The organism is Pseudomonas sp. FSL W7-0098 (assembly GCF_005930585.1).
Taxonomy (GTDB): Bacteria; Pseudomonadota; Gammaproteobacteria; order Pseudomonadales; family Pseudomonadaceae; genus Aquipseudomonas; species Aquipseudomonas bubulae.
The window spans coordinates 227,076-240,922 of the sequence record NZ_RXHW01000005.1 but is presented as its reverse complement, the minus strand read 5'-3'; the positions used below and the strand labels follow the sequence as shown (position 1 = coordinate 240,922).

The window sequence follows — 13,847 nt, the reverse complement described above, 5'->3', positions numbered from 1 at the left end:
AGCCCTTGGCGGTCAAAACGATTTAAGAGGCAGGATCATTTGTCGACGGCTAATTTGGATTTTGAACAGTTCCGGGTATTCCTGGAAAAAGCCTGTGGCATTTTGCTGGGTGAGAACAAGCAGTACCTCGTCTCCAGCCGCCTCAACAAATTGATGGAGCAGCAGGGCATCAAGTCGTTGGGCGAGCTGATTCAACGCATCCAGGCTCAGCCGCGCAGCGGGTTGCGCGAGCAGGTGGTCGATGCCATGACCACCAACGAAACCCTGTGGTTTCGCGATACCTATCCCTTTGAAGTGCTGAAAAACAAGGTGTTGCCGGAGCAAATCAAGGCCAGCCCCGGCCAGCGCCTGCGTATCTGGTCGGCGGCCTGCTCTTCGGGGCAGGAGCCGTTCTCGCTGTCGATGGCGATTGACGAATTCGAGCGCAGCAACCTTGGGCAGCTCAAAGCCGGCGTGCAGATTTTTGCCACCGATCTGTCAGCGCAGATGCTCAACACCTGCCGCACCGGCGAATACGACAACCTGGCCATTGGCCGGGGCCTGTCACCGGAGCGCCTGCAACGTTATTTCGATCCCAAGGGACCGGGGCGTTGGGTGATCAAGGCGCCGATCAAAAACCGCGTGGAGTTTCGCCCGTTCAACCTGCTGGACAGCTACGCCAGCTTCGGCAAGTTCGACATCGTGTTTTGCCGCAACGTGCTGATCTACTTCTCGGCCGAAGTGAAAAAAGACATCCTGCTGCGCATTCACAGCACCTTGAAGCCGGGCGGGTATTTGTTTCTGGGCGCCTCTGAAGCCCTCAACGGCTTGCCGGACCACTACCAGATGGTGCAATGCAGCCCGGGGATCATTTACCAAGCCAAATAGGCTGAGAAAACCCCGTAGCAGCTGCCGAAGGAACGAGGCTGCGTTCGGCTGCGAAGCAGTCGCAAAATCAGGGGCTGCGGTGTAACAGTCAAACCCGGCTACCAGGGTTTTTACGACGACTTCGTCGCCGAACGCAGCCTGGTTCCTTCGGCAACTGCTACGACGAATCCAAAGCAAAGCGGCAGAAAACCGGCAGTCAGCGGTCAAGCATTGCCGCTTTTTTGCCATTGCCATCTCCCGCCTCCCGGCAAACCCTTGTGTTACGGGGCTGTAAAAACTGGCACGGGGTTTGCTCTATCCCTGTCATGTAAAACCTGAACCACACTCTCAGGTCAGCCCACAAAGGTTTTTCGAGATGAGCATCAGCTTCGATAAAGCGCTTGGTATCCATGAACAGGCCCTGGGCTTTCGTGCCCAGCGCGCTGAAGTACTGGCCAACAACATCGCCAACGCCGATACCCCGAACTACAAGGCTCGGGATCTGGATTTCGCCTCTGTGCTCGCCGCCCAGAACGACAAAAACCAGAACGGCACATTTGCGTTGAACAAGACCAACACCCGCCATATCGAAGCCCAGGGCCTGAGCAGCGGCGACGAGTCGCTGCTGTACCGCACGCCGATGCAGCCGTCGATCGATCAGAACACCGTGGACGCTCAGCTTGAGCAGTCGAACTATGCAGAGAATGCGGTCAACTTCCAGGCCAGCTTCACCCTGCTCAACAGCAAATTCAAAGGGCTGATGTCGGCCCTGCGCGGGGAGTGATCCATGTCTCTATCCAGTGTCTTCAATATTGCCGGTAGCGGCATGAGCGCCCAGACCACGCGCCTGAACACCGTGGCCAGCAACATCGCCAACGCCGATACGGTGTCGTCGAGCATCGACCAGACCTACCGCGCCCGCCACCCGGTGTTTGCCACTATGTTTCAAGGTGCGCAAGGCAACAGCAGCGGCGACTCGCTGTTCCAGAACCAGGACGCCGCCGGCCAGGGCGTGCAGGTGTTGGGTGTGGTTGAAGACCAGAGCGAGTTGCAGGCCCGCTACGAGCCCAACCATCCTTCTGCCGACGCCAAGGGCTATGTGTATTACCCCAACGTCAATGTGGTTGAAGAAATGGCCGACATGATTTCCGCCAGTCGTTCGTTCCAGACCAACGCCGAGCTGATGAATACCGCCAAAACCATGATGCAGAAGGTCCTGACCCTCGGTCAGTGATAAGGGGCGACGCAAATGAGTGTGACCGATTCCACCAGCGGCTTGACCCTTAACCAGGTACTCGCCAACTCCGCCCAGGCCAAGACCACTGACACCAGCCTGGCGGCGGCCTCCAAGGCGGTATCCGGCAACACGGCGCTGGGCAAGGATGCGTTCCTGCAACTGCTGGTCACCCAGCTGAAAAACCAGAACCCGCTGGACCCGCAGGACAACACGGCGTTCGTTGCGCAACTGGCGCAGTTCAGCAGCCTGGAAGGCATCACCACGCTCAACGATACGGTCAATTCGATCTCCGGCAACTTCCAGTCTTCGCAGGCGTTGCAGGCCTCGTCGCTGGTGGGGCGTTCGGTGATCGTGCAGACCGGCGAAGCCTATGTGGATCCGGCCAGCGACAAGCCCTTCAACGGCACCGTGGTGGTCAAGGACGCTGACTCCAAACCCGTTATCACCATCACCAATGCCGACGGTGAGGTGGTTCGCACCATCGACATGGGCACCCAGAAAGCCGGCAACGCGGAGTTTACCTGGGATGGCAAGGACGACGAGGGTGTGCTGCTGGAAAAGGGCTCCTACACCTTCACCGCCTCCAGCAAAACCGACGCCGGTACCACGGCGCTCACCACCTATCTGCCAGCCACGGTCAACAGCGTGACCCTGAGCAAGACCGGCGGTGAAATCATGCTCAACCTCGCAGGCCTGGGCAGCATTGGCATGTCCAAAGTCCAGACCATTGGCTTGTAAGCCGACTCATACGCCTCAAGGAGAGAAACATGTCATTCAATATCGGCCTTAGCGGCCTCTATGCGGCGAACAAGCAGCTGGACGTGACCGGCAACAACATCGCCAACTCTGCGACCACCGGCTTCAAGGCCTCGCGTGCGGAATTCGCCGATATCTACTCGGCCAGCAAGCTGGGTACCGGCAGCAAGACCATCGGCAGTGGCGTGAACCTGGCAGCGGTCTCGCAAAACTTTGGTCAAGGTGCGGTTAACAACACCGGCAACCTGCTGGATATGGGCATCCAGGGCAGCGGCTTTTTCGTGCTCAGTGACAACGGCTCTCTGAGCTATACCCGCGCCGGTACGTTCAAGGCCGACAAAGACGGCTTTGTCACCAGCTCTGATGGCACTGCGCGCTTGCAGGGCTATGGCGTGGATGCCAATGGCAATATCGTTAATGGCGTATTGACCGACCTGCGCATCGATACTTCCAACCTGGCGCCCAAGGCGACGGGCTCGGTGGACTCGACGATCAACCTCAACTCCAACGCTGCGGTGATTGATCAGACCGCCAACCCGTTCGACCCGAGCAAAGCCGAATCCTATACGAAAAGCTTCAGTACTACGGTCTACGATACCCAGGGCAATCCACACCCGATGGACCAGTACATGGTCAAGACCGGTGCCAATACCTGGAAGGCCTACACCCTGATTGACGGTCGCAACCCCGATGGCAGCGCAGTGAGCGGAGACGGCGCGAAAGCGCCGGTGGCTTCGATCATGCAATTCGACTCAGCCGGCGGGCTGACCAGTGTGACGACGCCCAACCCGGTGGCCGGTGAACCCGATATCGTCAGCAACACCCTGACCGTCAGCACCTGGATGCCGGGCGCCATGGTCAATGGCAAGTGGGCGTCCAACGGCGCGGCAGCCAAGGACACCGGGATTGCCATCGACATGGCCAAAACCACTCAGTACAACACCGACACCTCGCGCAACCCGCCGACCCAGGATGGCTACGCTACCGGCCAGATCAACAACCTGACCATCGACGGTTCGGGTGTGATGTTCGCCAACTTCAGCAACAACCAGAGCCGGGCGATTGGCCAGATTTCCCTGGCCAGCTTTACCAATGAGCAGGGTCTGCAACCAGTGGGCGGCACGGCCTGGAAAGAGACCTACGCCTCAGGCGTGGCGGGCTACGACGCACCGAAGGTCGGCAGCCTGGGCGCCATCCAGTCCAACTCGCTGGAAGACTCCAACGTAAACCTGACCAGTGAGCTGGTGGACCTGATCAAGGCCCAGAGCAACTACCAGGCCAACGCCAAAACCATCTCGACCCAAAGCACCATCATGCAGACCATCATTCAGATGACGTGATAGCGCTGCGACCATGATCCTGCGGGCATCGGGTGCGTGAGCAATATATAACCTGTGGGAGCTGGTTTGCCTGCGATGCAGACGCTGCGGCATGTCAGGCAAACCGGGCTGATGCCATCGCGAGCAAGCCCGCTCCCACAATGTTCGTCGCGGGTCTCAGCTGAACTCCACCTGCTCCGGTACCCGCGTCATCAGCACCTTGCCAGCGCGGATCGATACCCGCGCCTTGGCCTGGCGGCGCACCGCTTCGTAATCACTGTCGGCATCCAGCACCACCAGGTTCGCCGGGCGGCCCACTGCGATACCGTATCCCTCACCCAGATTCAGCGTCCGTGCACTGTTGTCGGTGACCAGGTCCAGGCTGCGCGCCAGGTCTTCAAAACCCATCATGTGGCAGATATGCAGCCCTGCATCCAGCACCCGCAAAATATTGCCATTACCCAGCGGATACCACGGGTCCTTGATTGAGTCCTGACCAAAGCACACGTTCATGCCGGCACGGTCGATTTCGGCCACCCGGGTCACGCCACGGCGTTTCGGGAAGGTATCAAAACGACCCTGCAAATGGATGCTTTCGGTCGGGCACGAGACAAAGTTGATCTTTGATGCCTTGAGCAAGCGGAACAGTTTGGAGCAGTAGGCATTGTCATACGAACCCATCGCCGTGGTGTGGCTGGCGGTCACCCGGCTGCCCATGCCGCGTACCCGGGCTTCTTCGGCCAGCACTTCAAGAAAACGCGAATGGGGGTCGTCGGTTTCATCGCAATGCACATCCACCAGGCAGCCGGTACGTTCGGCCAGGTCCATCAAAAACTTGATCGAACTGACGCCTTGTTCGCGGGTGTTTTCAAAGTGCGGGATGCCGCCCACCACATCGGCGCCCAGCTCCACGGCGCGGGTCATCAGTTCGCGACCACCAGCATAGGACTCGATGCCTTCCTGGGGGAAGGCGACGATTTGCAGATCGATCAGATGGCGGGCTTCCTCACGCACTTCGAGCATGGCCTTGAGTGCGGCCAGAGTCGGGTCGGTGACATCGACATGGGTGCGCACATGCTGGATGCCGTGTTCGGCGAGCATGCGGATAGTGGCGTGGGCACGCTGCTTGGTGTCCTCATGGGTGATGGTTGCCTTGCGCTGGGCCCAGCGCTCGATGCCCTCGAACAGGGTGCCGCTCAGGTTCCATTCGGGCTGGCCCGCGGTGAGGGCCGCGTCCAGATGGATATGCGGCTCCACAAAAGGCGCGATCAGCAACTGGCCCCGGGCGTCGATCTCGCCTGCCTGCGCCGGCACGCTGCCTGCTTGCAGGGTGATGGCAGCGATCTGCTCGCCCTCACAGGTGATCGTGTGCAGGCCGGGGGTTTTTCGCAGCGTGGCATTGATGATCTTCATGGTCGTTCCTGTCGTTGAGCTTCGGACATGCGCCACACCAGCAGGGCCACCGAAGCATTCATTCTGAATAAGGGATCATCGAGCGACTGGGCGCTGTTTTGCTCGATGCGTTGCATGCGTTGATTGATGGTATTTCGATGGATGCTCAGGCGTTGCGCGGCCTTGAGTGCGTTGCCGTTTTCCTGGAGCAGGGCATCCAGGGTATCGATCAGGGTATAGGGTTGCTTGCGGTTGGGTTCGATCAACGGGCCCAGGGTCTGCTGCACGAAAGCATCGATCACCGAGCGTTCGCCCACGGCCTGCAGCAGACGCAACACGCCCAGTTCGCTGAAATCGCAGAGGCCGGTGGCCGGGCGCAGGTTTTCTGCAACATCCAGCGCCTGGCGTGCTTCGTTCAGGGCCCGGTGATAATGGGCGCAATCCTCGACCTTGCCTGCCAGCCCCATAAACAGCGCCAGATTACCGATGATGGCCTGCAAGTCCCGATACAGGCTCGCCAGTTCTGTGCGCAGGTTGTTGTCTTCAGCGAGCAACAGGATGAACAGATCACCCTGCACGATCACCGGCAACGCGCGGGGCAGGGCACGGCTCCACACGTCGAGGTGATCCTGTACGGTCTGGCGGGTGTGTTGCAACAGGCGTTCTGCCTCCTCGGGTGCGTGACTGGCAAACAGTACACTGACTGCTGACAAGCGTAGCGCAACCAGGCGGCACGGTTGGTCCAGCGCCAGCTGCAAGTGCGTTGCGCGCTGGCGGAGGGTGGCCAGGCTGGGGTAATCGCCACTGAGCAGTTGCGCCAGAATGTCGTGGCGCGAGCGTTTGGTCTGGGCCATTTGTACCAGTGCAGTACCAATCAAATGGGTGACGATGACCATTCTCAGCAAGTACGGTTGCTCGATCAGGGGCACGCCGCGGGCTTCGGCCAGTGCAATCACCGATGGGGGAATGCTGTGGATGAAGGTCTCGCCGGTCAGGACCACCAGTCCGGCAATCGCACAGTCACTGCCTTCGTCGATCAGGCGCAGCAAGTTGGCCTCGTCACGGGGGTGGTTGATCCCGGTGACAAACACCAGCTCACCGCCCATGACCCAGCCGGCGATGCCTTCGTTCTCGGCCACATAGGACCAGCGCACGCTGCGCTGGCGGTTGCGTGCGCCGGCCCGCAGGGTCATCTCTTCGAGGCCGGGCAGGGCCAGGATCTCTTCAACGGTCAGGCTCAAAGGGGCTCCTGGACGGTGGGCAGCACCGCCGGTTGACGGCTGAGTTTCAGCAGCACGACATAGACGATGGCCGATGCGCCAATGCCTACCAGAGGCGCAATCCATGGCGACAAATAGGCCAGCAAGGCGCCCACGGCATAGGCGGTCAGCCCTGCCAGGTTGTAGCGAGGTAACTGGACGCTGGCCAGGGCCGGGTATTTGCCGCGATGGCGAAACCAGAAGTCGGCCATGATCACGCCGCCAATGGGCGGGATGACCGAACCCAGCAGCACCAGAAACGGAATCAGCATTTCATACATGCCGCCCATCGCCAGCAGCACGCCCACGGCAGCGGCGAGCAGAGTCATGGTGCGCCGGCGTTCGCTGCGCACCAGATGGCAGGTGGCAGCGGCCACGTTGTAGATGGTCGGGCCCTGGATCGTCCACAGGTTCAGGCACAGCATGACTACGGCGGCAAACGACAGACCTTGCAGCATCATCACTTCGACGATGTCGGCCTGTTGATAAACCATGGCGCACCAGGCGCCGGCCACGATCATCAGGCCATTGCCCAGCAGAAAACTGACCACGCTGGCGGTCACGGCGATGCGTCCGCTGCGCGACAGTCGCGTCCAGTTGGTGGCCTGGGTGGCACCGCTGGCGAAGGTGCCAAAGACCATGGTAATGGCTGCCGAGACGGTCATGGTCTGCTCCGGGATCACCGCTGCCAGCCCGGAAAACCCGCCGACATGCTGCGTGGCGATATACATGGAGACGATCAGCAGGACAAACATCAGCGGCACCGAAACCCGCGACAGCACATCCAGGCCTTTGTAGCCGATGATCGCCGTGATGCTGAAGCCCATGCCGAAAAACACCATCAAGGGCAGAGTGAAGCCTTCGGCCAGGCCGAGCATCTTCACCAGCACGATGGCCACCGTTGCCGTGCCCCAGGCGTACCAGCCGAGCTCGGCAAAACCGAGCAGGAAGTCCGAGAGGCGGCTACCGGCCTCACCAAAGCAGAAGCGTCCCATCAGCACCGTGTTCAGGCCGCTGCGCGAAGCGATCAGGGCCAGGGCGGCGGCATACAGCGCCAGCAGGGTATTGCCGATGGCCGCAATCCACAGCATATCGACAAAGTTGAAGGCCATGCCCAGCTTGCCACCGGCGAACATGGTGCCGGTAAAGAAGGTAAAGCTGAACAGCACCATCGAAATCGACAACAACCCCTTGCGCGCTGAACGCGGGGCTTCGCTCAAAGGAAAATCGCCGGGTGAACTCATGGTCTATTTCTCCGCCTCGAATGGGTGCGCCGATATCGGTAGCACACAGGAGCCAGAGCAATAAGCGGGCCTGTTTTGTCAGGGCGGGTAAACCGGAGAAAAGCGGGCACACGGCATATGGGCGGGTGTGCAGAGTGCCTATTGGCGAGCGAATATCAGGCTGAAGAATGTGCAGAGTGATTCATTTTGTGGCGCGGGCGCACTGTTTCGGGGTGATGGTTACACGTTCTGTGGGAGCGGGCTTGCTCGCGACGGGATCGCTGCGGTGTAACAGGACAATCGCGGGCAAGCCCGCTCCCACAGTGCCCAACAGTTAGAACGCAATGCTATCGCTGCGGATCCGCGAATCGAGGTTTATTGCCCCTGTCTTTCAGCCATGGCCTGGGCGAAAGCGCCGGGCTCCAGTACCAGGGAAAGGCGCTGGTCCATCAGGTCCGTCTGGTTACCTTCGAACAGGGTGTTAAGTACACGTTGATTGATCTGTGAAAGTTGGCTATCGAGAAATTTCGCCGTGTCGGCCGAGAACTCCCGGTGCTCGATGCCATTGATTTTTTCCATGTTGTAAATGGCCAGGGCCGGCAGCAACGATGTTTCTACATAGTTGTACTCGTGGGTATCCCTCAGGTGCCGGGTTTCGTCGGGGGTTAACGGCTGGTTGTTCTGTTGCCTGGCGTTGAGGAACGTACTCAGGTTGTCCTGCAAGTCCAGCACCTGAAGTTGCGCGATGCGCAGGTCAATGGACGCCTTGAAGGCCTCGACACTTTCAAAGTGCAGTGAAGGCAAGCTGGTGAACGCTTCTTTGTAATAAGCAATGGACGTATCTGTCGTCGGCACGCCCGTGTGGGCCAGGGTCAATGTAGTCCCCATATAGGCAGGGGCTGTATCAACACTGTGCGGCAGGGCAATCGGGAAATGATTGATGTCACCCTTGGCATAAATTTCATTTTTGAAGGGAACCATCACGGCTTCGTTTACAAGCGTTGCCCCCCTGGCGCCCTGGGTTGTTTGCGCACTCGATGCGCCAAGCACGTATTTGTTGAATTTGTCTTTGGGGTCATGGGGCTGCGAGACACTGCGTTCTTCGTAATTGACGTTGTTGTAACCACCAGTAAGCACATTGCTGGCCAGCGTCCAGCGTCCAGCGATGACGGTGGGGGATGTCTTCGCCTCCAAGCCCTGTGCCGCGCACACTGTAATTGTGGAGTCTTAAATTCCAGTTTCTGCCTGTCTCCTTGTCCCCGGACATCAAATAAATCTTGTCGAAAAGTTGAGTCCGAGCAGAGTCTTTTTTGCTCTCCTGCAGTGCGCTTTCATCCTCTTTCAAGTGTCGCAGTATGCCAATCAAATCTTTTTTGGTAATGAAGTCGATATCACCGGTTACTCCGGCCTTGCCGGCAAATCCCATTTCCTTACCTTGATCGAATGACAGATAGCGCCGGGATATTTCCTGGTGGACACGATCGTATATTTCTTTGGGTGTACAGCAAGGTGGGGCGGCGGGAATGGCGCCGGCGCTGATGTGTGAAGTCCCCCGGGCAACGCTGTCCGTGGGGGTAAACCTGAAGGGGGAAATCGAGCTGAGATCTTTCATGTGTTTTCGTTCGTTCGATCGAATGGTGGTCATCCTTCGTGGGAAACAACATGTGAACGGTCAAGCAACACACTCCGGGAGCAGGGAGGGTATCGGCGACCGTGCAGTCCATTACATGTCTCGCAGTCTGTGGCCCGGGCTGCAGGGCGGGTTCCACAACGTGCAAGCGAACTGTTACCGGGGGTTAACAGGTACAAAGATCGCAAGTGTTATTGATAAGGCATCATGTCTTTATTGCCGTGAAAGTGTTTATTGGATGTGAGTATGTATTCGGTTCAGTACGCTAATAATTAAGAGGGCTGTTCGTCTTTCCTTGTTATTTTCTTACACTTTGATATTTGTTTTGTTTTTAGTTCAAGGGCAAAGTTTGCGGCCCAATGGCCTGTTGCGTCGCCAGGTTTGCTACTGGTTTGCGAGCCTGTGCGTGCCTTCTCCATGCCCCATCTATCCAAGTGCACTATTAATGAGGTGAGCATCATGTTTATTTCCAGGTCAGGTACATCGCTCGATGCGGTATATGGCATCGACAGTCAAGGTAAGCCAGATGCCGTTGCTCAAAGCAGTCTCCATGGTGTTGCCCTGACGGATGTACAAAGACAGATGATCACCAACAGCAAGTTTTTTGAAGCGGGCGCCAGCATGGCCTTGTTGAACCAGCCAGGCAGGATAGGTGAAGTGTTCGACCAGCACGCCGCACAACTGGCAACGGTGTTGCGTCAGGGGTTGAGCGAGCAAAGCGTGGCGGGTGGGCTTGCCGTCCATTACAAGGGACGGGAGCAGCCGTTGCGCGATGTTCTGCAGGCCACCATCGAGCCTTTGGCAGCACAGTCCGACCAGATTGGTCGGCAGATGAAACCCGGGCAGGCGCTGCAACCGTGGTTGATCAACACGCTGCAGACTCCTCTGGCCGGATGTACAGAAGGGTTCGACAAGCAAAACCATGTTGACCTGCTGACTAAAATCCGTGCGTCGAGCGCTTTTGGCAGCACGATGTGCCAGTTGATGGCCCCCGTAGAAGACGAGAGTCAACCCGGGCTCTATGCGCAGCACAAACAAGCCAATACCGCGGCTTGCGTGGCCTTGCTGCGTGAGGCTGGTCTTGATGCGCAGGCAGATCAGTTCGCTGATCGTTTCAAGGAGTTTTCAAGCAAGACGCGTACGCCGGCCTTTGACAATCCGCTCAGTCGTGCCCGCAGTGAACGGATGCCTATGGTGGAAGTCGGCGGGGAGTTGCGGCCGGTGAAGGGAGTTTATGAAGATGCGGCCAAGCTCAAGATGGGGTTTGGGCTGGTGGTACAGAACACGGTCGACCCGCACAGCACTGAGCAGGCCGCCTTGCGCAAAGCGCTGGGTGATCGCAATCAGAATCTCAATGCAATTCCCCGTCAAGGTGCGCCGATTGCAGACCTGACCCGGCCTTTCACCATGTCAGAGGCTGAAATGGAGAACGTGCCGCCAGCCTATTCCCAGCAAGGCCTGACCGGCATGCTGGAGCATTTTTCAATGCTGCATGGCGTGGGTATCAATCGCTGGCAGCCCTTTGGCACATTCGCAATGGAGTCCAACCTCAAGGGTCTGCCATCTGCGGGGGCGCAATCCGGCAGTACCTGTGACGTGCTGCTGGCGCTCAACACGTTGAACCCGGATAGAATCTATGGCAATGAACACATGGTGCTGGCGGCCGGGCTGGGTATTGCCGCCTTCATGAACTTTGGCGGCTACCATACCTTTGCCGAAACATTCCCGATTGCAGAGGCCGTTGCGGCTAATCGCCCCTATGTCCCCACCAACCTGGCGGCTACCAATCAGATGGACTTGTATCAACGCATCGAGACAGCAGCGCAAACGGCCAGCCCGCAAGGTGCAAAACAGCTTGGGCAATTCCGTCGCAGTCATGCTCAAGTGCTTGAGGGGTTACGTCACAATCAGCCGGATGGGCAGCAAGCCTTGGGTGCTGGCGTTGATTTCTACGCCACTGCGCAGCAGATAGCCGATTGGCGCAAATGACCGCGTAACTCCCCACCCCTCCAAAAAACAAAACCCCCGTCAAACCCACCTGTTGCCAGGGTTTAACGGGGGTTTTGGGTCAGGCGGTTTGACCCGCCTGCCAGCTCAGCTTATTGGCAAGCTTCGCAATCCGGCGCGTGCTTTTGGACTCATATGTGGTATCCGGTTTATAGAGAGTCTTTAATTTTTTTGCTAGCACCGATAATTAATAGAACAGTCGTCACTGCAATAGCTTGGTATTCGAACATGTTTCGTAGCTCTTCATGTGAAGTGAACTGTGTACTTAATATGAAAATAAGTACGCCGAAACATCCGGTTAAAGTGTTTAAGGTTGCGTAGGCTCTCCCGTGTAGTGTCGGATCAGTAATTCTTTGTGCATGGCTGAGACTTACAATGGATGTTTGGCATCCCAGGCCAATTCCAATATATGAAAAAAAGGCCAGAAGGAAAGCTTCAGATTGAGCGAAGATGAATAGTGATAACGCTAGGGTGGTCAGGCCCAATAGGGTGATTTTCAAAGTGCCGAGTCGTTGGGTGAGTTTTACTATAATCAGTCCGCCAATGATTGCTCCAATAGAATAGGCGGCGTCAATCTGTCCATATGCATTTGCATTCAGATTGAGAGGTCCTTTTACGAAGGGGGCAAGTAATGCATTTGACATATATAGTATGTTCGTGTTTAGCAGTATCAGCAGATAGTATCCGATGAGGCGGGGTTGCTGGGTGATATATTGAAAGCCTTCAAGTATGGATCTCAGGTGAGCGATCAAATGGTTTAGCGTGCTTATCTTGGTGATCGCACTCGCACACGGCGAGTGAAGCGCCTTTGCCATATAAGCAATGCAGCAGCTGGATGCCCAGAAAATAGTACTGGCGATAGCGATAGTAAAGGTCGGCCCAAGAGTTACGAATAACATGCCGGAGCCTGTTGCTCCAATTATGACACCTGCCTGCCCACTGGTAACAGAAAGTGCATTGAGTTTGAAGTTTTTTTCATGAGTTGCGAACGTTGCCAAAATGACACGCCAAGACAATAGTTGTATTTCTGCGCAAATGGACATTAAGAAGCTGACGGAGTAAGCGAATGCAGGGGATGCTCGATCCATGACAAATAACGATGCATATACCAGTAGTGTCAGGCAGCGCGTGCATTCAGAATATAGCACAAGCTTTATAGCTGGATATTTGTCAGCCATACTTCCGATTATCATTGAAAGAAATAGGCTGGGCAGTGTTGCAATCAACAAGCTTATTGCCGCACTTGTGGCGTACCCTGTTAAGTCAATCACAATCCAAGTATTTATAAAAAAAAATATACCGGTTCCAGCCCTCGAGAAAAATATAACAGTGGCATATGCGGGGACTGATATTTGACTCATTACTCAGTGCGCCTTTAATCGTCAGGCGCTATGCGCCTGAGTAATGTAACGGAAGCCTGTCTCGTGTACGTCAATATCCAACGTTATTGGATGGAATGTATTCAGATAATCGGATGACTCAAATAAGTGATTCGGTTGGTGAGGGCGCTCCATCAAAAAGCTCAGTTCGTTCATGTCAGATGACCATTGAGCGCCGTTAAAAAACTCGAACCCTTCAAAGTGTGCTTTATACAAGAATTTTTTCCCGTAACATGTGCCCATGTAAAGGTAGTTGCAGTCACGGTTGTGAAAGTAATTAATTGTTGCGGTCAGCATGAACGTGCCTAGCGATTTTTTTGGTTCGGTAATGTCATAGAAGGCAAAGTTATAGTGTGCTATTTTAGGAGCTGTGTTAATTGTTACTAGGCCGACAGTTTTCTCTTTCCTGGTGAAGTGCATGATGTGCGTCGCATTTTCCGGATTGATGATTCGGTTAAGTCGCTGTTCATTAATCACTCCTTCCCCAAATCGCTGTTCCGCACACTGTAGGCATAATTCACGGATGCTCTTGTCGATAACGAAATCGCTGATATTAATAAGCGTCATTTCTATATCTTGACAGGCTTTGAGCGTTCGTCGAGCTCTATAGGTAAGTTCAAATCTTTTCAGGGTAATTCTTGTGCTTCGGGTTAAATAGAATCTCGGTTTGCGTGAAGGTAAAAAGCCGCGGTCATAGAGTTCAACGATTTCTTCCTGTGATTCAGGTATGGCCCAAACAGCGTAAGGAAATGTATAGTTTTTGTAGTCAGGGTTTGACTCCGAAAATATAATTCTCATA

General features: G+C 56.2%; 13 protein-coding genes. 6 read left to right on the top strand and 7 right to left on the bottom strand.

Going from position 1 to position 13,847, the window contains the following annotated elements; genetic code table 11:
• Positions 1-39: 39 nt before the first annotated feature.
• The 5 genes from cheR to flgE all read left to right on the top strand — a co-directional run bounded on the left by cheR (position 40) and on the right by flgE (position 4,179).
• Positions 40-867 carry a protein-glutamate O-methyltransferase CheR gene (gene cheR, locus FHL07_RS11460; protein WP_095001824.1) on the top strand — a complete coding sequence of 276 codons (828 nt, stop codon included), beginning with the start codon at positions 40-42 and terminating at the stop codon, positions 865-867.
• A 355-nt stretch (positions 868-1,222) separates the two neighbouring features.
• Entirely contained in the window at positions 1,223-1,630 is a 408-nt protein-coding gene (flgB, locus tag FHL07_RS11455) for a flagellar basal body rod protein FlgB (RefSeq protein ID WP_016782175.1), read from the top strand.
• Between the two features lie 3 nt (positions 1,631-1,633).
• On the top strand, positions 1,634-2,080 hold the full coding sequence (flgC, locus tag FHL07_RS11450; RefSeq protein ID WP_138738490.1) for a flagellar basal body rod protein FlgC: 447 nt from the start codon (positions 1,634-1,636) through the stop codon (positions 2,078-2,080).
• Between the two features lie 15 nt (positions 2,081-2,095).
• On the top strand, positions 2,096-2,821 hold the full coding sequence (gene flgD, locus FHL07_RS11445; RefSeq protein ID WP_095001822.1) for a flagellar hook assembly protein FlgD: 726 nt from the start codon (positions 2,096-2,098) through the stop codon (positions 2,819-2,821).
• A gap of 29 nt (positions 2,822-2,850) precedes the next feature.
• Entirely contained in the window at positions 2,851-4,179 is a 1,329-nt protein-coding gene (gene flgE / locus FHL07_RS11440) for a flagellar hook protein FlgE (protein WP_095001821.1), read from the top strand.
• A gap of 156 nt (positions 4,180-4,335) precedes the next feature.
• On the opposite strand, the gene codA is transcribed toward flgE, so the two are convergent.
• The 5 genes from codA to FHL07_RS11415 form a co-directional block, all read right to left on the bottom strand.
• Entirely contained in the window at positions 4,336-5,571 is a 1,236-nt protein-coding gene (gene codA, locus FHL07_RS11435; RefSeq protein ID WP_138738489.1) for a cytosine deaminase, read from the bottom strand.
• Positions 5,568-6,791 (bottom strand): PucR family transcriptional regulator, encoded by a 1,224-nt coding sequence (locus FHL07_RS11430; protein ID WP_138738488.1) that lies wholly within the window; start codon positions 6,789-6,791, stop codon positions 5,568-5,570. Before FHL07_RS11430 ends, codA begins: the two co-directional genes overlap by 4 nt.
• Positions 6,788-8,053 carry a cytosine permease gene (gene codB / locus FHL07_RS11425; RefSeq protein WP_138738487.1) on the bottom strand — a complete coding sequence of 422 codons (1,266 nt, stop codon included), beginning with the start codon at positions 8,051-8,053 and terminating at the stop codon, positions 6,788-6,790. Before codB ends, FHL07_RS11430 begins: the two co-directional genes overlap by 4 nt.
• 354 nt (positions 8,054-8,407) lie before the next feature.
• Positions 8,408-9,169: a hypothetical protein gene (locus tag FHL07_RS11420; protein ID WP_138738486.1), complete on the bottom strand. Its 762-nt coding sequence runs from the start codon at positions 9,167-9,169 to the stop codon at positions 8,408-8,410.
• Positions 9,108-9,644 carry a hypothetical protein gene (locus FHL07_RS11415; protein WP_130872062.1) on the bottom strand — a complete coding sequence of 179 codons (537 nt, stop codon included), beginning with the start codon at positions 9,642-9,644 and terminating at the stop codon, positions 9,108-9,110. The genes FHL07_RS11420 and FHL07_RS11415 overlap by 62 nt, the downstream gene beginning before the upstream one ends.
• A gap of 477 nt (positions 9,645-10,121) precedes the next feature.
• On the opposite strand from FHL07_RS11415, the gene FHL07_RS11410 reads away from it, so the two are divergent.
• Positions 10,122-11,651, top strand: coding sequence for a hypothetical protein (locus tag FHL07_RS11410; protein ID WP_138738485.1), 1,530 nt, complete (start codon positions 10,122-10,124; stop codon positions 11,649-11,651).
• A 167-nt stretch (positions 11,652-11,818) separates the two neighbouring features.
• Here FHL07_RS11410 and FHL07_RS11405 read toward each other — a convergent pair whose 3' ends face one another.
• Positions 11,819-13,030 (bottom strand): MFS transporter, encoded by a 1,212-nt coding sequence (locus tag FHL07_RS11405; protein WP_095021378.1) that lies wholly within the window; start codon positions 13,028-13,030, stop codon positions 11,819-11,821.
• Between the two features lie 21 nt (positions 13,031-13,051).
• Entirely contained in the window at positions 13,052-13,846 is a 795-nt protein-coding gene (locus tag FHL07_RS11400) for a hypothetical protein (protein WP_095021379.1), read from the bottom strand.
• Position 13,847 lies beyond the last annotated feature (1 nt).

Coding starts and splice junctions, on each gene's coding strand:
- codA (WP_138738489.1), bottom strand. CDS start 5,571: ATGAAGATCATCAATGCCACGCTGCGAAAAACCCCCGGCCTGCACACG.
- flgD (WP_095001822.1), top strand. CDS start 2,096: ATGAGTGTGACCGATTCCACCAGCGGCTTGACCCTTAACCAGGTACTC.
- FHL07_RS11405 (WP_095021378.1), bottom strand. CDS start 13,030: ATGAGTCAAATATCAGTCCCCGCATATGCCACTGTTATATTTTTCTCG.
- flgB (WP_016782175.1), top strand. CDS start 1,223: ATGAGCATCAGCTTCGATAAAGCGCTTGGTATCCATGAACAGGCCCTG.
- flgE (WP_095001821.1), top strand. CDS start 2,851: ATGTCATTCAATATCGGCCTTAGCGGCCTCTATGCGGCGAACAAGCAG.
- FHL07_RS11400 (WP_095021379.1), bottom strand. CDS start 13,846: ATGAGAATTATATTTTCGGAGTCAAACCCTGACTACAAAAACTATACA.
- codB (WP_138738487.1), bottom strand. CDS start 8,053: ATGAGTTCACCCGGCGATTTTCCTTTGAGCGAAGCCCCGCGTTCAGCG.
- FHL07_RS11410 (WP_138738485.1), top strand. CDS start 10,122: ATGTTTATTTCCAGGTCAGGTACATCGCTCGATGCGGTATATGGCATC.
- flgC (WP_138738490.1), top strand. CDS start 1,634: ATGTCTCTATCCAGTGTCTTCAATATTGCCGGTAGCGGCATGAGCGCC.
- FHL07_RS11415 (WP_130872062.1), bottom strand. CDS start 9,644: ATGAAAGATCTCAGCTCGATTTCCCCCTTCAGGTTTACCCCCACGGAC.